Annotated in this window: 19 protein-coding genes and 1 tRNA gene; 15 read left to right on the top strand and 5 right to left on the bottom strand. The window is 66.3% G+C overall.

What is annotated here, in order from left to right; translation table 11 throughout:
- Positions 1–119 precede the first annotated feature (119 nt).
- Both GIY23_RS19555 and GIY23_RS19550 read left to right on the top strand, forming a co-directional pair.
- Positions 120–500 carry a VOC family protein gene (locus GIY23_RS19555; protein ID WP_154077990.1) on the top strand — a complete coding sequence of 127 codons (381 nt, stop codon included), beginning with the start codon at positions 120–122 and terminating at the stop codon, positions 498–500.
- 62 nt (positions 501–562) lie between these two features.
- Positions 563–781, top strand: coding sequence for a DUF4177 domain-containing protein (locus GIY23_RS19550; protein WP_228717398.1), 219 nt, complete (start codon positions 563–565; stop codon positions 779–781).
- Between the two features lie 46 nt (positions 782–827).
- On the opposite strand, the gene GIY23_RS19545 is transcribed toward GIY23_RS19550, so the two are convergent.
- The 3 genes from GIY23_RS19545 to GIY23_RS19535 all read right to left on the bottom strand — a co-directional run bounded on the left by GIY23_RS19545 (position 828) and on the right by GIY23_RS19535 (position 3,974).
- On the bottom strand, positions 828–1,391 hold the full coding sequence (locus tag GIY23_RS19545) for a GNAT family N-acetyltransferase (protein WP_154077989.1): 564 nt from the start codon (positions 1,389–1,391) through the stop codon (positions 828–830).
- A gap of 54 nt (positions 1,392–1,445) precedes the next feature.
- Complete coding sequence (locus GIY23_RS19540; protein WP_154077988.1) at positions 1,446–3,011, bottom strand: SLC13 family permease; 1,566 nt, start codon at positions 3,009–3,011, stop codon at positions 1,446–1,448.
- Between the two features lie 396 nt (positions 3,012–3,407).
- Positions 3,408–3,974, bottom strand: a complete 567-nt coding sequence (locus GIY23_RS19535) for a TetR/AcrR family transcriptional regulator (RefSeq protein WP_187351944.1) — start codon at positions 3,972–3,974, stop codon at positions 3,408–3,410.
- 214 nt (positions 3,975–4,188) lie between these two features.
- On the opposite strand from GIY23_RS19535, the gene GIY23_RS19530 reads away from it, so the two are divergent.
- Positions 4,189–5,292, top strand: coding sequence for an alpha/beta hydrolase (locus GIY23_RS19530; protein ID WP_154077986.1), 1,104 nt, complete (start codon positions 4,189–4,191; stop codon positions 5,290–5,292).
- Positions 5,293–5,574: 282 nt separating this feature from the next.
- On the opposite strand, the gene GIY23_RS19525 is transcribed toward GIY23_RS19530, so the two are convergent.
- Positions 5,575–5,649 (bottom strand) — tRNA-Val (locus GIY23_RS19525).
- A 66-nt stretch (positions 5,650–5,715) separates the two neighbouring features.
- Complete coding sequence (gene ligD / locus GIY23_RS19520) at positions 5,716–7,305, bottom strand: non-homologous end-joining DNA ligase (RefSeq protein WP_154077985.1); 1,590 nt, start codon at positions 7,303–7,305, stop codon at positions 5,716–5,718.
- 113 nt (positions 7,306–7,418) lie between these two features.
- Here ligD and GIY23_RS19515 point away from each other — a divergent pair, with 113 nt between their 5' ends.
- The 12 genes from GIY23_RS19515 (at position 7,419) to GIY23_RS23130 (ending at position 19,369) form a co-directional block, all read left to right on the top strand.
- Complete coding sequence (locus tag GIY23_RS19515; RefSeq protein ID WP_154077984.1) at positions 7,419–8,603, top strand: acyl-CoA dehydrogenase family protein; 1,185 nt, start codon at positions 7,419–7,421, stop codon at positions 8,601–8,603.
- Positions 8,604–8,638: 35 nt separating this feature from the next.
- Positions 8,639–9,148, top strand: a complete 510-nt coding sequence (locus tag GIY23_RS19510) for a metallophosphoesterase family protein (protein WP_154077983.1) — start codon at positions 8,639–8,641, stop codon at positions 9,146–9,148.
- Between the two features lie 35 nt (positions 9,149–9,183).
- Complete coding sequence (locus GIY23_RS19505; protein WP_154077982.1) at positions 9,184–10,044, top strand: NAD(P)-dependent oxidoreductase; 861 nt, start codon at positions 9,184–9,186, stop codon at positions 10,042–10,044.
- A gap of 101 nt (positions 10,045–10,145) precedes the next feature.
- Complete coding sequence (locus GIY23_RS19500; RefSeq protein ID WP_154077981.1) at positions 10,146–10,538, top strand: hypothetical protein; 393 nt, start codon at positions 10,146–10,148, stop codon at positions 10,536–10,538.
- A gap of 337 nt (positions 10,539–10,875) precedes the next feature.
- Positions 10,876–11,592 (top strand): protocatechuate 3,4-dioxygenase subunit beta, encoded by a 717-nt coding sequence (pcaH, locus tag GIY23_RS19495; protein ID WP_154077980.1) that lies wholly within the window; start codon positions 10,876–10,878, stop codon positions 11,590–11,592.
- A gap of 123 nt (positions 11,593–11,715) precedes the next feature.
- Positions 11,716–12,273 carry a protocatechuate 3,4-dioxygenase subunit alpha gene (gene pcaG / locus GIY23_RS19490; RefSeq protein WP_154077979.1) on the top strand — a complete coding sequence of 186 codons (558 nt, stop codon included), beginning with the start codon at positions 11,716–11,718 and terminating at the stop codon, positions 12,271–12,273.
- Between the two features lie 46 nt (positions 12,274–12,319).
- Entirely contained in the window at positions 12,320–12,673 is a 354-nt protein-coding gene (gene pcaC, locus GIY23_RS19485; RefSeq protein ID WP_154078992.1) for a 4-carboxymuconolactone decarboxylase, read from the top strand.
- Complete coding sequence (locus GIY23_RS19480) at positions 12,670–13,476, top strand: IclR family transcriptional regulator (protein ID WP_228717397.1); 807 nt, start codon at positions 12,670–12,672, stop codon at positions 13,474–13,476. The genes pcaC and GIY23_RS19480 overlap by 4 nt, the downstream gene beginning before the upstream one ends.
- A gap of 277 nt (positions 13,477–13,753) precedes the next feature.
- Positions 13,754–15,127, top strand: a complete 1,374-nt coding sequence (locus GIY23_RS19475) for a PrsW family glutamic-type intramembrane protease (RefSeq protein ID WP_154077978.1) — start codon at positions 13,754–13,756, stop codon at positions 15,125–15,127.
- Positions 15,128–15,436: 309 nt separating this feature from the next.
- Positions 15,437–16,237 carry an exodeoxyribonuclease III gene (locus GIY23_RS19470; protein ID WP_154077977.1) on the top strand — a complete coding sequence of 267 codons (801 nt, stop codon included), beginning with the start codon at positions 15,437–15,439 and terminating at the stop codon, positions 16,235–16,237.
- 583 nt (positions 16,238–16,820) lie between these two features.
- Entirely contained in the window at positions 16,821–17,822 is a 1,002-nt protein-coding gene (locus GIY23_RS19465; protein WP_222850173.1) for an IS30 family transposase, read from the top strand.
- A 140-nt stretch (positions 17,823–17,962) separates the two neighbouring features.
- On the top strand, positions 17,963–19,369 hold the full coding sequence (locus GIY23_RS23130) for an alpha/beta hydrolase (protein WP_228717396.1): 1,407 nt from the start codon (positions 17,963–17,965) through the stop codon (positions 19,367–19,369).
- Positions 19,370–19,373 lie beyond the last annotated feature (4 nt).

Raw genomic sequence — 19,373 nt, 5'->3', positions numbered from 1 at the left:
GGTGCTGTGATCTTTTCAGGCGAGTTCGCCTTGCTCGAAGACTCCCGCCGTCACGCCAGGACGGCCACGACGCGCGAAAACAACTTCGGCTTGCGCCTGCGCCGTGGCACGATCAGCGGATGCTGAAACTCACCGACTTCATCATCGACTGCCCGGACCCGATGAAGCTGGCGGCGTTCTACGCCGAAGTGGTGGGCCGTGAGGTCGCTGAAGGCAGCGACGACGACTGGGCCAGCATCGTCTTCGGCGAGGTCGAGCTGGCCTTTCAGCGAGTGGACGACTACCGCCGTCCGAGCTGGCCGAGCAACGAGCACCCCAAGCAGTACCACCTCGATTTCGAGGTGGACGAGTTCGAGCCGGAACAGCGCCGCGTCACCGACCTCGGCGCGACGTTCCAGCAGAACTTCGTCGGACCGGAGGGCTACGGCTGGCAGGTCTACACCGATCCCGTCGGACACCCGTTCTGCCTGTGCCGCAACAGAGGAGCGGTGTGGCCCTGAGCTGCCCGCCGAACGTTGAGGCGGCGCCTGGGAACCCGGCGCGCCGCCGGACCGTTGACCGGGTGTCGAAGGGGGAAGTCGTGGCGTACGAGTACAAGGTCGTCGAGCTTCGCGAGAAGATGTTCGGTGGCAAGATGTCCGGGGAGAAGCTGGAGGGCGTCCTCAACGAGCACGCCGCGAAGGGTTGGCAGCTCAAAGCGATCACCGGTGCCGATGTCAAGGGCCGACTCGGCCCTGGCGGCGTCGAGGGCCTGCTGGTCACCTTCGAACGCCAGGCCTGAGACTGAGCGCTGTTCGTGACCGACTCGGCCGAGCCGGGTCACGCGGTCAGGAAGCCCAGGGGGAGTTCTGCCACTCGCGGGCGAGCATGGCGTAGTGCAGTTCCTCGCCCCACTCGCCTTTGAAGATCTCCGCTTCGACGAAGTGTGCTTCCTGGCGCATGCCGAGGCGCTCCATCAGCCGGGGTGAGCCCGCGTTGCGCGCGTCGCAGCGACCGACGATGCGGTGCAGCCCGAGCTGTTCGAAGCCGAGGCGCAGCATCTCCACCGAGGCTTCCGACGCGTACCCGCGCCCGTGGTGATCAGGGTGTAGTACGTATCCGAACTCGCCCTGTTCGTGTTGCTCGCTGAGCCAGCTCAGCAGGGTGTAGCCGATGACCGTTCCCGCCAGCTCGATCGCGAGGACGACGGTGTCGCCTTCCTTGCCCAGCCCCGTCTGCCGCATGCGAACGGCCAGCTCGGTGGCGTTGCCCTCGCGGGTGCGTGGCTCGTTGTACAGGTAGCGGGCCACCTCGGGCAGCGACTCGAAGGCGAACATGTCGTCCTCGTCGCCGTCGGTGAACGGCCGCAGCAGCAGACGCTCGGTCTTGATCGGCTCGACGGTGTCGATCATCTCGCTCTTCTCGGTCCGGCCCCAAGGGTGTGTCCGAGGTCGGCGAGACGATGGCTAGACGATGCCCACCACCTGTGCCATCAGGGAAACACCGACGACGACCAGGATCATACCGACGAAGTCGAAGACCACGCCCGAGCGCAGCATCTTCGTGATCGGGATGAGCCCGGAGCCGTACACGATCGCGTTCGGCGGCGTCGACACCGGAAGCATGAAGCCGTAGGAGGCGCCGAAAGTGGCCGCGATCGCCGGGATGACGGGGCTGACGCCTGCCGCCACCGCGATCGGGATCACGATGGGCACGACGACCGCCGCGCTGGCCGTGTTCGACGTGGTTTCCGAGATCAGCACCGCGATGACCACCGACAGGATGGTGATGGACAGCAGACTGGACACGCCGAGCGCGTTGACCATGCCCTCACCGATCCGCTGGGCCAGGCCGGTGTCGTCGAGCAGCGAGCCGAGCACGATGCCGCCGCCGAAGAGCAGGATCGTGCCCCAGTCGATCGAGACGGCCTGGTTCCAGTTGAGCGTGAAGCGACGCTCGCGCCAGTTGATCGGGAGGATGAACAGCAGGCCCGCGGCGAGAATCGCGACGACACCTTCGTCGAGCCGGTCGCTCAACGCCGTGTAGATCGCCGAGTCCTCGCCGAAGATCAGGTTGACGAGCCCCGGCAGGATCCAGAAGAGCACCGCGAGGAAGAACACGATCAGCGTGTTCCGCCCGCCCGTCGACATCTTGCCGAGCTTCGCGCGTTCGTCGGCGATGTAGTCGGCGGCGCCGGGAATCTTGTGGATCTCGGGGCGGTTGAGCGCGATCAGAATGACGCACAGGGCGACGAACATGACCGCCACGATCGGCAGCGCGGTGACCGTCCATTCGAAGAACGAGATGGTGGTGTCCGTCTGCTCTTCGATGAATCCGATGCCGATCAGGTTCGGCGGGCTGCCGATCGGCGTGATCAGCCCGCCGACACTCGCGCCGTAGGCGATCATCAGCATCAGGGCCGTGCCGAACCGAAGTCGTGTCGGATCGGATTCGCCGGTGCGATCCATGATGAGCCCGGACAGCGCGTTCATCATGCCGAGACCGATCGGCAGCAGCATCGCGGCCGCGGCGGTGTTCGAGATGAACGCACTCAGACCCGCTGCGATGGCACCGAAAGTGATGATGACGCCGTAGGTCGAGCCGCTCACGCCGGGCAGCGACAGCACCCGGAACGCGAACCGCCGGTCCAGCCCGTGCGTGGTCATGGCTTCGGCGATGATGAACGCGCCGATGAACACGAACAGTGTGGGACTGCCGAAAGCCTCGAAAACGTCGTCGACCGAAGCCACGCCGAGCAGCACGCACAACGACATGGCCACGATCGCGGTCACCGGGATCGGAATCGCCTCGGTCAGCCAGTAGACGATCGTGAAGATCATGATGGCGGCGAGGCTCTGCTGCGGCGGCGTCAGCCCCAGCGGCAACAACAGGAACAGGATGCCGAGCACAGGACCGAGGAACAGGCCGATGGTCCGCCTGCGCCGTTCGAACCGTTCCTCGGAGGGCGTCAGCCGTTCCAACTGCTCGTCCAGGCTGCGGTATGTCTTCCCCCGAGTGAACTCGTCCGCCATGACATCCGCCTCCCGCGACCGCAAAGTGTCGATCAAGGTAACCAGCACGCCACCGAATCACAACCCGAGGCGAGGGGCTTGGGGTGGTCTTCTGGTTGCCGCCATCGGGAGGCTGGGGTTGCTCTCGGCTGGAGACAACGGTGGCGGCTGCTTCGCGTGCGTGTTCGCGGCACCAGCCTCGCTGACCCTGCGGGGGGTGACGGGGGGCGTGAGCGGTTCGGTCTGACGATGTTCAGTGGTGTGGTGGGTGGTGGGCGTGCTGGGCTGCCCGACGCGGTCGGGTGGCGTCGGGTCCCACGGGCCCGGGTTCCGCACCCGCGTCTGGAAACCCGCCACCGCCGGACACTCCAACACCAACGACTCGCCACCGCCTACCCGGCGTCACGAAGATCGAGGCTAGGTGGCGTTCATCTTCGTCTCGGCCGCCCGGTGCAGGCGATCGGCAGTGATCTTGCAGAGTTGGTCCGTGGTGGCCTCGTCGATGCTGTGGGTGATCGCGCCTTCGAGGACGAAGGTCGCGGCAGCGAATTCCGCGGTGCGGTGCTCGGCGGCCAGCGGGTTGGCGAGTTGTCGCTCGAAGAGGTCCTCGAAGCTCCGGTGGAAGCCGGTATGCCACTCGCGGACTGACTCCGAGACGGCGACCCTGTTATGCACCGTGGCGACCAGGTGCTTGACCGGCCGCAGCCTCTCGATCAACCAGCGGAACTGCTCGGCGAGCGGTCGGTCCGCCAGCGAGGCGTGCTCGTGCAGGAGCGCTTGGAAATAGCGGTCGGCGACGGCCACGAGCAGTTCGTCCTTGTCGCGGAAGTACCAGTAGAGCGTGTTCGGGGCGACACCGGCGTACTGGGCGAGCCGGCTCATCGAGGTGGCCTCGTAGCCGTCGAGCACGAGCAGTTGCGCTGCAGCGGCCAGCAGCTCGTCGCGTTTCTGCTCCTTGGGGACCGGGCGGCGGTTACGAGCCATCCCGGCATCTTGGCAGGTGTTCAAGAACCCGCCAACTCTCCGCCTCACGGAGCAGCAGGAGGAACCCCGCCGGTTTCGCGTCACGGCACCCGCTGACGACACCGGGCGCAGGTCCCGAGCGCACTTCTTGACTTCCATTCAAGAGGATCGTAGCCTCGCGCTCGATCTTGAATGGCAATCAAGAGACAGGTGGGGGCCGTTGAGGAGGATGGCGATGGAAACGACATCAGGGCAGAAACCGGGCGCTGCCACCGTGCGGCGCGACGTCTGGTTCGAGTCCGGTGGCCAGCAGTGCGCGGCGTGGCTATGCGCCCCTGCCGAAGCGAGCGGATTGCGACCTCTGGTGGTCATGGCACACGGACTCGGCGCGGTGCGGGAGTGGCGGCTGGACGCGTTCGCGGAGCGGTTCGCCGAGCAGGGGTGGATGGTGCTGGTGTTCGACTACCGGTACCTGGGGGCCAGCGAGGGCTCGCCTCGGCAGCTGCTCGACATCAATGATCAGCTCGACGATTGGCGAGCCGCACTGGCCTACGGCCGGTCGCTGCCGGGAGTCGACACCGATCGGATCGCGGCGTGGGGAACCTCGTTCGGCGGAGGACACGCGCTGCGGATTGCGAGTGAAGACCATCAGCTGGCCGCCGTGGTGGCCCAGTGCCCGTTCACCGACGGTCCGGCTTCGCTGTTCTCACGCCTCCGCAGCTCACCGTTGAGCATGCTGTGGCTCATCGCCGCCGGGATGCTCGACACCGTGGGGTCCTTGTTCGGCGCGAAGCCGGTGCTCGCTCCGGTGGTGGGCGTGTGGTGGATGCCCGCCTACCTCGTGTCGCCGACCGCGATCGCCGACGCCTCGCGGCTGCTGCCCCCGGGAACCCGGCTCTCCCCCTGGACTTCCGCGGCCGTGACCAAGATGTCGTCGCTGGGGAGGGGCCTGTCGAAGAACATCGAGACCGGTGACGATTCCTTCCGGCCTGCCGACACAGGGGTCGGTCGCGACACTCTCTGGGGCGTCCTCAAAGGGACCGACGGCGGGGCCGACAGCGCCAACGGGGTCGCGGCCCGGCTGGCACTGTGGCTACCGCTGTACCGGCCGGGAAAAGACCTGCCGAAAATCACCGCACCCACCCTGCTGTGCGTGTGCAAGGACGACAGGGCCGCACCCGCCGACACCACAGCCCGGCTCGCCGCCGGGCAAGACCACGTCCAGGTCGGCCGCTACGAGGGCGACCACTTCGACATCTACGTGGGCGACCTGTTCGAGCGCGCGGTACGAGACCAGACCGCATTCCTGGCAACGCAGTTCGGCCCGAGCACGCGGTGAGCGAAGAGTCGGAACCAGCCCGTTTCCCAGCTCACGAGAACGCAATCCGCGCCCGTCAGCACGCGACCAAGAATCGTCGGGCTCCGCCGTGATACGGGGGCCGGTCAGCTGACGATCAACCGCACCGAATCACCGGCGCGGGAAGCAGCGCGAAAAACAAAACCCAACACGACCCCACCAGGCCCGCTCCGGAGGACCGCTGATTTGCAGCACGTCCCACGGTCAAATGAACACGTATCCGGCCGCGATCAGGTCACCGAGATCGTTGACCTGCAAAAAAAATGGTGCGCGATGCTGGGATTGAACCAGCGACCTCTACCGTGTCAAGGTAGCGCTCTCCCACTGAGCTAATCGCGCCGAACGGCCGTGCCGTTGCGGGGACAGCTTAGCGAACGGTCCGGGCGGCGTTCGGACCCCCTCGGCTCACACCGGCGGCAGCTCCTGCTCCACCTCGAGCAGCGGGGCGAACGGGTCGCCGACGGTGCTGACGCGGTCGAGCACGGTGCGGATCGTCCACCGGTCCGGCCGCAGCTCCGGGTCGTCCAGCTCGTCCCACTCCAGCGGGACCGACACCGGTGCGCCCGGACGTGGTCTGGCGCTGTACGGGGCGACGAGGGTTTTGTTCCGCGCGTTCTGCGTGTAGTCGAGGCGGGCGAGACCGCCGCGTGCGTTCTTCTCCCACTTCCAGCTGATCAGGTCGGGCATGGTGTGGCCGACCGCGCGGGAGACCTTTTCCGTCCACGACCGTGTTTCGGCGAATGTGTATGTCGGCCGGATCGGCACCCAGATCTGAATGCCGCGCTGACCGGTGACTTTCGGACGGGCCTGCACGCCGAGGTGGTCCAGCGCGGTTCGGTGCAGTCGGGCGAGTGCGAGTACGTCGTCGAAGCTCGTGTCCGGCCCTGGGTCGATGTCGAACAGGGCCCAAGTGGGGCACTCCACGTTGTCGGTGCGTGAGGTCCAGGCGTGCAGTTCGATCGCGCCGTAGTTCGCGAGCCACACGAGGGTCGCTGCGCTGTCGGCGACGATGTAGCGCTCGGCCTCACCGCGGTCCGCGTCCGCGTTGCGCCACGTCGTGAGCCACTCCGGTGCATGGCTCGGAACCTGCTTGTGCCAGAAGCCATTTTCCCCGGAACCGTCCGGAAAACGGTGGCTGTTGAGCGGTCGTCCCGCCAGGTACGGCAGCATCAGCGGCGCGATCAGTGCGTGGTAGCGGACCAACTCGCGCTTGGTGACCGGTTCCTCGCCGTCGCGCGCCGGGAACAGGACCTTGTCGAGGTTGGTGAGCCGAAGCTCGTGCTCGCCGAGCCGCCAGCGCCCTTGACCACCGAGGGCGTCGAGTGCGGCGATCTCGTCGTCGGTCGGCCCGGTCCATCGTCGCGGCCGCACCGGAACTTCCGCCTCGGTCGCCGGGAGATCGCTGCGCCATATCGCCTCAGGGGCGGCGGCGACCTCCTCGTTCGTCCTGCCGCTCTTCACCGACAGCGGATGCTGCTCCGCATCCCATCCGGACTGTGCGTGCTCGTCCTGTTTGTGCAGCAGCAGCCACTGTTCCTTGCCGGAATTGTCCTTGCGCACCAGGACGAAACGCCCGGCGAGCTTCTCACCGAACAGGTCGAAATGCAGGTTGCCGTCCGCGATCGCCTCTGCTGGGTCGTCGGTCTGGACCGGTTCCCACGTGCCGTGGTCCCAGACGATGACGTCGCCGCCGCCGTACTCGCCCGCCGGGATGGTGCCCTCGAACTCGACGTATTCGAGCGGATGATCCTCGACGTGCACGGCGAGATGCCGGGCCTTCGGATCCAGCGTCGGCCCCTTCGGCACCGCCCAGCTCACCAGGACACCGTCGAGTTCGAGTCGCAGGTCGTAGTGACGGCGCCGCGCACGGTGCCGCTGCACGACGAAACGGTGACCTTCCGCGTTCGCCTCGGCGGCCCCGGCAGGCTCCGCCGTGCGCTCGAAGTCCCGCTTCTCGCGGTACTTCTTCAGGCGATGTTCCGGTGGGTCGGCCACTTTCCCGGTGTACCCGCCCGAGCCAGGAGGCGAAAGTCGAACCGGGCTTGTCCAGCGCCACAATCTGGACGCCGGGTGATCGAGTGACTACCGTCTCGAGATCGGGGGTACCAATGACCGAGGCGGACCGGCTACATACCAGCGAAGACTTCGACACCATCCTGGCGAATCTCGACGAAGTCCTGCCGACAGTCGGGGAGGATGCGAGCCTCAACGAGCAGCGGGGCGACCTGGCGCCACGTGTCGTGGAGGCACTGTGGAGCAGCGGGCTGTTCGGCGTCGGAGTTCCGCGTGAGCTCGGCGGTCTTGAGCTCTGTCCGCGCCAGGTTCTGGAGGTCGTCGCGCGCCTGTCGTATTCGGATGCTTCGACGGGCTGGACCTTCGCCGCACTCCAGATGATCACCGGAACGACGGCCGCCTACCTCGGGCCGGAGGCGGTGCGGGAGCTGTTCGACACGGATTCCCGGAGACACGCGTTGATCGCCGGGCAGGGAACGAGAATGGGCCGCGCGGTGCCTGTGGACGGCGGGTACCGGGTCAGCGGTCACTGGCACTTCGCCTCCGGCGTTTCCCTGGCCACCCACGTGCACAGTGCCGCCCTCTGCGAGGAGAGCGGACGCGCGATGGTCGTGACTTGCCCCAAGGACGAGGTCGAACTGATCGACAACTGGGACGTGCTCGGGCTGCGCGCCACCGGCAGCATCGACTACACGTGCTCCGAAGTCTTCGTTCCGGAAACACACGTGTACGACATCGCGACCATAGGGCCCCGGCACGGTGGGGCGATGTATCGGCTCGGCCTGGCGAACATGGCCGGGATTTCCCACAGCGGATGGGCGCTCGGTGTCGGACGCAGGTTGCTGGATGAGATGAACGGGCTCGCCGCGACCAAGACCGGCAAGCCCGGCGCCACAGTGGACACGTCCCAGTTCTATGCGGAGTACGCACAGGCGGAAAGCAAACTCCGTGCCGCGCACGCGTGGGCGCGCGAGGTGTGGGAGGACAACGAAGCCACGTTGGACGGTGGCGTTCCGCTGTCCACCGAGCAGGAAACGTTCACCCGGCTGATGCTCAACAACACCACGTGGTCGGTGCACGAGATCGGGCAGACCGTGCACAAGTGGGCGGCGACCGCGGCGATCCGCGACGGCGACCTGCAACGCGTGCTCCGCGACCTGTACACCGGAACGCAGCACATCACCTCGAGCCCGGCGGTACTGCAGAACTGCGGGAAGTGGCTCGCCGGGCTCGCGCCGGACACCCGGTGGACGTTCCTGGACCTTGAACCCGTGTCATGAGTTGCGACTGCGCCGAGGACGGTGAGACTGGCGGGATGCGTCTGCTGCTGATCGCCGACACGCACTTGCCGAAGCGCGCGAAAGCGCTCCCGGAGCAGGTGTGGACCGAGGTGGCGGCGGCGGACGTCGTGATCCACGCGGGCGACTGGGTCGACGTCGCCCTGCTCGACGAACTCGAGAAGCGCAGTGCTCGGCTGATCGGCGTGTTCGGCAACAACGACCACGGTGTGCTGCGCGAACGTCTCCCGGAGGTCGCTCGGGTCGAACTCGACGGAGTCCGGCTCGCCGTGATCCACGAGACCGGCGCCGGTCGGGGACGGGAGAACCGGTGCGACCGGTGGTTCCCGGACGACGACGTGCTCGTCTTTGGGCACAGCCATATTCCGTGGGACAGCACGACCGCACGCTGCCTGCGGCTGCTGAATCCGGGCTCGCCGACGGACCGCAGACGGCAGCCCCATCACACCTGCATGACCGTGGAGATCACCGACGGACGGCTCGGGGCCGTCGAGTTGCATCGGATTGAACGCGCCGCCGGTGGGTAGTCCTGTCCTGGAAATCGTGCGGAAGGGGAGTGGCCGTGTCCACGAGTGTCGCCGTGTTGGGAACGGGCCTGATGGGTGCGGGAATGGCACGCAGCCTGATTCGCGAAGGGTTCGACGTGACCGTGTGGAACCGCACGGCTGAGCGCGCCCGTCCGCTCGCCGACGACGGCGCGACGGTGGTCGAGGAACTGCGCGAAGCCGTGTCCGCAAAGGACCTCGTGCTGACCATGATGTTCGACGTCGACGCCACCGCCGAGGTCATGGGACGAGCTCTGCCCGCCTGGGGTGAGGCGACATGGGTGCAGTGCGGCACTGTCGGGATCGACGAAACGCGACGGCTTGCGGGTCTCGCGGACGAACACGACGTGGCTTTCGTGGACGCGCCGGTGCTCGGGACCAAACAGCCGGCCGAGCAGGGCGCGCTCATCCTGCTGGCGAGCGGACCGCAGCAGGTTCGTGACCGAGTGGCTCCGGTGTTCGACGCGATCGGTTCGCGCACCGTCTGGGTCGGGGAGGAACCCGGCGACGGGCACCGGCTCAAACTCGTCGCGAACTCGTGGGTCCTGTCGGTCGTCGGTGCGACCGCGCAAGCCGTCGGCATGGCGGAGAACCTCGGGCTTGATCCACAGCTGTTCCTGGAGAGCATCTCCGGTGGACCACTCGACTGCGCCTACACGCAGCTGAAGGGCAAGGGGATGATCGAGGGCGAGTTCCCTGCTGCCTTCGCGCTCAACGGGGCCGTGAAAGACACCGGCCTGATCGCCGAAACCCTGCGCACCAGCGGCACCGATGATCGCATCATGGGCGCCTTGCACGAACTGTTCCGTGACGCGGATGCCGCAGGGCACGGCGCCGAAGACATGTCCGCCGTGGTCCGCACCCTCGGCGGCAGGTGATCCTCGACATCAGCGCCGCATCCGGTGCTGTTCGAAGGGGCGTGTGTCGACACCGTAGCTACCGGTTGTGAGGATGGTCCTCCTGCCCGAGAGGAGTACTGATGGCGAGGGTTCCGGGCGCGATACCGGCGCGCGTGTTGGGTGTCGTCACGATCGGCTACAGCGTCGCGGTCCTGGCGCGACCGGAGGTACTCGCCGGGCCGCTCGGGTTCGCCGACGCGTCAGGCGACGCGCCGCAGGACGTGGCGGTGTTGTGCCGGGCGATCAGTGGCCGCGACGTCGTCTCGGGTGCGGCGATGGCGCTGGCGCCGTCACGGTCGACGTTGCTGCTGGCGATCGGCGTGCGAGTGGGATGCGACGTGGTGGACGCGGTGCTGTTCGGGTCGCTGCTCCCCGACCCCGAGACGCGGACGAAAGCCGTCCTGGTCGCTTCCGGCTTCGGGGCGCTCTGTGCGCTGAGCGCGCTGCCGCTGCGCCGGCGACGCGTGGCCTGACCTCCTGGCGCCGAGATCTACGGTCCTTGTGTCACTTGTCATTCCGGCCCTCGGGGCCGTGCGTCAGCTGACGGGTCGTGAGCACGAGTCATGCCGCGTGAGCCCGCGTGACCTGCGCAGACGGCGTGACGTTAGGAGCGGAGAGACTCACGCAGGGGCTCGGGTAATGCTTCTGCTGGACGGATGGACGTCGATTGTTGCCGCTGGTGAGGGTCGATAGCGTACGAAAAGAGCACAGGCGTTCGCCAAGCGAACGCTCGCCGCGGTGCCCGCTGGTCCGGACGTTCGGCAGTTCCGGCCGCCCGCGCCGCCCCAGTACCATCCACAGTGGAGCGACATGATGAGTACGAGCCGCCTGGTGCTGCCGTCCTACGAGCGCGACGACGAGTCGCACCCGTCGCTGCTGACCCCCGAATACGGTTCGACCCCGTTGCGGGCGCCGACCAAGCCGATGCAGCACCTGCCCCAGAACCTCTCCGAGGTCACCGGACCGGTGTTCGGCGACGGTCACGTCGACGAGCTCGACCACGACCTCACCCGCCAGCACGAGGGTGAGCCGCTCGGCGAACGGATCGTCGTCCACGGCCGGGTCCTGGACTCCGACGGCAAACCGGTTCCGCACAGCCTCATCGAGGTGTGGCAGGCGAACGCGGCGGGGCGCTACCGCCACGCCGGTGACCGCCATCCCGCCCCGCTCGACGACAACTTCACCGGAGTCGGTCGCTGCCTCACCGACTCCGAGGGCCACTACCGGTTCGTCACGGTCAAACCCGGCGCGTATCCCTGGCGCAACCACGACAACGCCTGGCGGCCGGCGCACATTCACTTCTCGCTGTTCGGCCGCGCGTTCACCCAGCGTCTCGTCACGCAGATGTACTTCCCCGGCGACCCACTGTTCAGTCAGGATCCGATCTTCCAGTCCGTGCGGGACGCCTCGGCTCGCGAACGCATGGTCTCCAGCTTCGACCTGGACAACACGGTGCCGGAGTGGGCGCTGGCCTACCGGTTCGACATCGTGCTGCGTGGCCACGGTGCGACACCGTTCGAGGACTGAGTCGTGCCGCGCGGACTTCGGCTGTCGTCAGACACCGTGCGCCGGCAGTTTTCCGGCCGAGTACGCAGACCCGCTACGGAACCACCCACGCAGAGCAATCCGCGCACCCTCTAAGGAGAACTCATGACGCGGCACGGGACTACCCCGTCGCAGACGATCGGACCGTTCTTCGACCTCCCGGGTGGCATGTTGTGGCCGGGCGGGCCGGAGATCGTCGCGGAAGGGACTCCCGGCGCGTTCGTCGTGCGCGGACGCGTGTTCGACGGTGCGGAGAATCCTGTCTCGGACGGAGTGATCGAGACCTGGCAGGCCGACGAGCAGGGCCAGTTCCCGGACGATCCGCGCGGAGGAGACAGCGCGGTCCACGGACTCGGCCGGTGCGGGACGGGGACCGACGGGAGTTTCTGGTTCCGCACGATCAAGCCGGGTGTGGTGCCGACCGCGGAGGGGCAGCCGCAAGCCCCGCACCTCAACGTGAGCGTGTTCGCGCGTGGACTGCTGCATCGGGTGGTGACCCGGCTGTACTTCCCTGACGACGGAGCCGCCCACGCCGACGACCCGATCCTGTCCGCTGTGGACGGAGACCGGCGCTCCACGCTGATCGCCGCCCGCGGCGGTGACGACGTGCGGTTCGACATTCATCTCCAGGGCGCGAAGGAAACGGTGTTCTTCGCGGTGTGACGGGCACGGCGTGACGAGGAGGACGACGGTGGAGAACGAACAGGGAATGCGTACTCGCCGGGAGGTGCTCGGCGATGCCCACGTCGATCGGGCGGTGGCGGCGACGACCGAGTTCACCGCGCCGTTCCAGGACTTCATCACGCGGTACGCGTGGGGGGACCTGTGGAGCGGCGACGGTGTGGACCGGCCGACCCGCAGCTGCCTCACCCTCGCGATCCTCGCGTCGACGGGATGCGAGGAGGAGTTCTCGATGCACGTCCGTGCGGCTGTCGGCAACGGCGTGACTCCGGCCGAGATCCGTGAGGTGCTGATGCACGTCGCCGTGTACGCGGGAGTGCCGAAAGCCAACCGCGCGTTCGCGTTGGCCCAGAAGGTGCTCGACGAGGTGCAAACTCCGTGAGCTCCGGTGCACCGCCGACGGCCGTGGACGACACCGTCGGCTTCGTGCAGTCGTTGGCCCGCGGGCTCACGGTCATCCGCGCGTTCGACGAGTCCCGGCCGAGGATGACGCTCAGCGAGGTCGCGCGTGCGACGAACCTGTCCCGCGCCGCCGCACGCCGGTTCCTGCACACTCTCGTGCAGATGGGCTACGTCTCGACCGACGGCCGAGTTTTCGCGCTCACTCCACGGGTTCTGGAACTGGGATTCTCGTACTTGTCGAGCATCTCGCTCCCGGAGATCGCCCAGCCGCATCTGGAGCAGCTGGCATCGCAGGTGGACGAGTCGGCGTCGGTGTCGGTGCTCGACGGCGACGACATCGTGTACGTGGCGCGCGTGCCCACCTCGCGGATCATGACGGTCTCGATCACCATCGGCACCCGGTTCCCCGCTTACGCGACGTCGATGGGACGGGTGTTGCTGGCCTCGCTGCCGAACACGGACATCGAGTCCTATCTGGACCGAGTTCGCATCGAGTCACTCGGACCGCGCACGATCACCGACGTCGACGCGTTGCGTAAGGAACTCGACATGATCCGGGCACGCGGTTGGTCGCTCGTCGACCAGGAGTTGGAAGCGGGCCTTCGGTCGATCGCGGCGCCTGTGCACGGTCCGGGCGGTCGTGTCGTGGCCGCCGCGAACGTCTCGTCGCACGCGGGCCGAAACGGCCCGGAGCACGTCCGAGACGTACTGCTGCCCCCGTTGCTGGAGGCGACGCGTCGCATGGGCGCGGACCTCTGCGCGGTGTCGGGGACTCGGTCGTGAGAACTCCGTTCCGAAGGTGTGCTCGGTGGCTTGGTGGCGGAACCTCAGCGTCTTCCCCGCTGCGGGCTCGATTTCTTGAGTAGGCACCTACGCGGCGCTGTCGCTGCCCTCGCGAGGAGGGCGCCGAGAGAACCCGCGTGTGGCCGGCTTGCGTACGTGGTACCCGTTCAGCGACCACCACCGCAGACCAAAGACAGCTTCTCCTGCCGGGGCGAACCGTGGGCAGTTCGACGAACCGCCCACGAGCGAGGGAGATCGCGTCCTAGACTCTGCGGCCATGGTCGCTCTCAACCCCCAGGCTGTCCTGGACCAGCGAGGTTCGAACCGGCATCCGGTCGCGCTGATCGTCGGTCTCGTCGTGTGCGGGCTGTGCACGCTGATCTTCCTCGTCGGCTACGGGATCGCCATGGGCGCGCTGTCCACCACGGTCTCGCTGTTCCTCGCGTTGCCGACGGCGATGCTGCTGGCCGGGCTCATCCTGATGGTCGACCGGTTGGAGCCGGAGCCGACGCTGAACCTCGTGTTCTCCTTCGCCTGGGGCGCGGGGGTGGCATTGCTCGGCTCGTTCATCGTCAACAGCGTCAGCGGTGCCGTGCTGCTGGCCGTGCTCGATCCGGAGGTGGCGGACTACCTGACGGGAACGATCGTCGCCCCGGTGGTGGAGGAGAGCTTCAAGGGCGCGCTGCTGCTGCTGTTCCTGTTCTTCCGCCGCAACGAGATCGACGGGCCGACGGACGGCCTCGTCTACGCGGGGTTGGTCGCACTCGGGTTCGCGACCGTGGAGAACGTCCTGTATTACCTCAACGCCGAAGCCTCGGGTTCGTTGCTGCAGGTGGTGATTCTGCGTGGAGTCATCTCCCCGCTGGCGCACCCGTTGTTCACCGCGGCGATCGGTCTCGGCGTCGCGTACGCGGCCAAGCACCACGGGGCACGCAGATTCGTCGCCGTGGTCGGAGGCTGGTGTGTGGCAGTCTTCCTGCACGCCCTGTGGAACGGCGTGACCATCCTCGGCTTCCTGGGGATGCTGATCTCGTATCCCGTGCTGTTCGGGGTGTTCGTCGCGTTGATCGTGGTGATCGTGAAGGATCGCCGCCGCATCGTGAACCTCATCCGGACGCATCTGCCCGCGTATGTTCCCAGTGGGCTCGTGTCGCCACAGGACGTGCAGATGCTCGGCACGATGGCCGGGCGCAAGCAGGCGCGGAACTGGGCTCGGCACCACGCGGGGCTCAACGGGGTCCGGGCCATGGGGGATTACCAACTCGCTGCCACCGAGCTCGCGCTGCTGCACTCCCACGCGGCGAACCGCGCGATCTCGCCGAACGAGTTCCACCAGCGACGAGCGTCGATCCTCGTGTTGATGAAGACGGCACGCGACGCGTTCTTCCGCCGCATGCCGCAGGCCAAGGCCCCGCCGCCGTGGGTGGGGCAGGGGCCGTCGGGCTTCGTCACGCCGCCTGCGCCGGGCCAGACCGGGCCGCTGCCGGACATCAGCGGTCAGCCGACGCAGGTCGTGCGTCCGGTGAGTGGGATGCGCCCGCAGGGGCCTCCGCCGCCTGTCGCCCAGGCACCGCGACCCCCGCAACCGCAGCCCCCGCAACCGCCACCGGGTGCGTCACCCCACTGGCCGAAGAATCCACCTCGACGATGATTATGTGACGATTCAACTGAAAAATAGTGGGAACGGATTGCTCTGTTCGGGCGTGAGCGCGGTGTTCGTCGCCACATACTTTGACGCTCGCGCACCCTTTCCGTTAAGGATATACGGGCAGGCCCGGGGCCGGGCGCGATAATCGCGTGTCGAGGTCCCCGGGGTGACTCGGACTTCGTGGCCTGCGCTCACCGAGGAGTCATGGCACCGGGGCCGCGGGCGTCTGGGGGTGCCCGTGGCCCCGGAGCCCTGCGCGTCGAAGCCCTCCCGGGTGCACCCGGAGTCGGTGTCGATCGCTAGCCTCGGCTCGTGCTCACCGTGTCCACCGTGAACGTCAACGGCCTTCGTGCGGCGTCGAAGAAGGGTTACCTCGAGTGGCTCAGCGCCACCGCCGCCGACGTCGTCTGCCTGCAGGAGACCCGCGCCGAGCCCGACCAGCTCCCGCCAGCCGTGCGGGAACCGGAGGGTTGGCACCTGCTGCTCGCGCCGAGTGCGACAAAGGGCCGCAGCGGAGTGGCCGTGCTCAGTCGCACCGAACCGTCGGCGTCGCGCATCGGTTTCGGCTCCGAGGAGTTCGACGACAGCGGCCGGTACGCGGAGGTCGAGCTGCCGGGCCTCGTCGTCGCGAGCCTCTATCTGCCCAGTGGTGACGTCGGCACGGAACGCCAGGACGAGAAGGAACGGTTCATGGCCGAGTTCCTGCCGTACCTGGCCGCATTGCGCGAACGCGCGGAGGCGGAGGGCAAGGACGTCGCTGTGTGTGGAGACTGGAACATCGCGCACCGCGAGATCGACCTGAAAAACTGGAAGGCGAACCAGAAATCCGCCGGCTTCCTTCCCGAGGAACGGGAATGGATGAGCCGGGTCTTCGACGAACTCGGCTACGTCGACGTGTTTCGTCAGCAGAATCCGGACGGTCCCGGCCCGTACTCGTGGTGGTCGTACCGCGGGAAAGCCTTCGATAACGATTCCGGCTGGAGAATCGACTATCAGGCCGTCACATCCGGTCTCGCCGAACGTGCCGTGGACGCCGTGGTCGAGCGCGCTCCGTCCTACGACAAACGCTGGAGCGACCACGCCCCGGTGACAGTGACGTTCGACAGGTCTTAAGTAGAAACCCCCTCACAAGCTCTACCTGCATCCGATAGCGTGATCGCGAAGGCCATAACAGGGGAGACACATGAGTATGCGGATCGATCCCGCCGTACTGTCTGGGCTGGCTGGGGAACTAGACGCCTCCACGCACAGCCTCGCTTCAGCGCAGCCAGCGCCGGAAGCGGATGCTGGGCCATCCAGTGCGGCAGTCACGGCGACCGTCGCTGAGCTGATGAGGACGGCAGCAGGACTAGCGGAGGCTACTTCGCAAGCGGCAGCAGACCTTGAGGCGAATAAGCACACCTACGCCAGCACCGAAGAGGCCAATGAGGGCCTTTTCAAACCACGCTAGGAGCACTGGGGATCAAGATGGGGATCAGTATCTACGTCGCCGGTAATCCTGGCATCATGCGCCAGGTCAGCGACGCTATCCGTCATATCGGGACTGGGGTAGAGAAGACCGCGACAGGTTGGCATCAAACTCGCTCCCGCTCTGAAGCTGAGTGGGAGGGCAGCTTGATCTCAACCGGTGTAAGCACGTGATCTAGGTGTAGGTATGTCGTCGGTGGAGTGTGGAAGGCCGACGAGGAGTGTCCGGGTGGGACAGCGCACGATGTTGACGGGCGGCGATCGGGAAGAGATCTCGCGCGGTATCGCCGAGGGCGTGGACCAGGCGGTGATCGCGGAGCGGATCGAGCGGAATCCCAGCGTGGTCAGCCGCGAGATCCGTCGCCATGGCGGCCGGGCGCATTACCGGGCCCAGGTAGTCGTACGACGGGCCACGTCGGCACGAGCGCGGCCGAAGATCCGCAAGCTGGATACAGATCCGGTGCTGCGTGAGGTGGTCACGACCAAGCTGCGGGAGGGCTGCTCGCCGGACCAGGTCGCGGGCCGGTTGCGGCACGAACGGCCGGGCCAGCAGGCTTGGCAGGTGTCTCACGAGGCGATCTACACCTGGATCTATGCGCTGCCCACCGGCGAACTGGCTCGTCAAGGCATCTGGCTGCGCTCGGGGCGTAGCCAGCGGCGCTCCCGTGGCCGGGCCCGCAGCTCGGGTGCGCGGATCGTGGGTATGCGCTCGATCGAGGAACGCCCGGCCGAGGTCGCCGACCGCAGGGTGCCCGGACACTGGGAAGGGGATCTCGTGGTGGGCAAGGGCGGCAAAACCGCCATGGCCACCCTGGTCGAGCGTACGTCGCGCTACACCTGCTGTGTGGCGCTGCCCGACGGCAGGCATGACGCCACCACGACCCACGACGCACTCCTGTCGAAGATCAACGACATGCCGTCGCATCTGCTCACCAGCCTGACCTGGGATCAGGGTTCGGAGATGGCACGCCACGCGGCGTTGTCGCTGGCCGCCGACGTCGACATCTACTTCGCCCACCCGCACTCGCCGTGGGAACGCGGCACGAACGAGAACACCAACCGGCTGCTGCGCGAATACTTCCCCAAAGCAACCGACATCACCGACCACCAGTCCTACCTGGACACCGTGGCCGAAGAACTCAACAACCGCCCCCGCCGTATACTCGACTACCGAACCCCAGCAGAAGTCTTCACCGAGCTCCTCACCAGCTCACTTGCTTCCACCGACTGACACCGCCCAGAGCTAGCGACTCTTTCCGTGATACTGCGGTCAATACTGGCAAGGACGGGGACAGCCTCACGGAGATTTTCGAAGGCCTCGGGAAGACACTCACTGTCTTTGCGGACGAGCTGGACACCGTGAAAACCAGAATGCAGCAAGCGCGGGATGTTGCTGTCTCGGGTGGGCTTGAGATGTTGGGTTCCCGGATCATCCTGGAGCCGGGGCCAGGGCCACTTCCTCCCGAGGAGAACGAACGGCAGCAGAAGGCCTTTCAGGAAGTCAAAACTACCATCAAGGAAGCACGCGAGAAGGAACGCGCTGCACATGAAACCCTGATGGCAAGGCTGGACGGTTCTGGCGAAAGCCTCCGAAGCATTGGTAAAGCTGCCGAATGGTCCCGGGCAGCCGAACACGCGACAAGCCCAGCAGCGACCGCGCTAGCCAGCGTGGCATTGGCAATGGAGGAGCGTGTTACGCACTCAACCCGTGCGATGTTCGAGAAAGCTATGCCTGGTGGTCCTGCTTCGGTTTCAGCGATGTGGTCTTCACTGAGTAGCGCTCAGAAGCAAGACCTGATCTCCAGCTACCCACAGATGGTGGGAAGCACTAACGGCGTTTCGGCAATCCATCGTGATCAGGCGAATCGTTCCATCCTTGCTGGGCAGCGTTCACAGCTTGTCTCAGAGCTGAAAGCAGCAAACTATATGATCAAGCATGGCGGCGCTAAGGGAATGGAGCTGACCCAGCACATGCGCCGTAGGGATGAGCTTGAGCAGGCTTTAGAGGGAATCGACAAGCTGGAGAACAATCTGACTCCCGGCGAGAAATTTCTTCTCGGTATTGATTCCACTGCTGGTGGGCGTGGACAGGTCATTGTCGCTAGCGGAAATCCGGATACCGCTGACAACACGATGACTCTGGTTCCCGGCACCTTTCATGACCTGGGTGACGCGACGGATTACGTCGCTCGCAACGACAAGATGCTTGAACGCGCAGATGCCATGTCCTCACCCGGTACGGAAAATGCCGCTATCATGTGGGGAGACTATAATTCGCCCATCAATCTAGGCGAGGCAGCACTGTCCTTCTCGGCTGAGGGTGCTCACGAGGATCTGACTGAGTTTCAGGAAGGTCTCCGCGCTACGCATGAGGGAGATACGCGCTCACACAACACCATTACCGGACATAGCTACGGCTCCACCGTTGTGGGGTATGCAGGTCGAGAGGGTGGCGTTCACGCGGACGAAATGATTTTCCTGGGTAGCCCCGGAACTGGAGTAGACCACGCAGAACAATTCGACGTTCCGAACGATCATGTCTGGGGCGGAACGGCAGGAAATGATCCCATTGACAAGTTCGCACCTCCACCCAGCCCACTCCATTGGGGTCTCGACTGGGCTTCCGGAGGGGACACCCATCGATTTGGCACGGATCCCTCTGATCCGTCGTTCGGTGGAAATATTCTCCCGACTGATCCGAACGGAGGTCATTCCGACTACTGGAAGCAGCAAGAGTCCTTGGACGGGATGGCAGAAGTGATGGTCGGGAAACGGTAAGGGC

Origin of the sequence: Allosaccharopolyspora coralli, assembly GCF_009664835.1 — a bacterium.
Taxonomy (GTDB): Bacteria; Actinomycetota; Actinomycetes; order Mycobacteriales; family Pseudonocardiaceae; genus Allosaccharopolyspora; species Allosaccharopolyspora coralli.
Note: the sequence above shows the minus strand (reverse complement) of the source record. Positions and strands in the feature narration are given on the sequence as shown.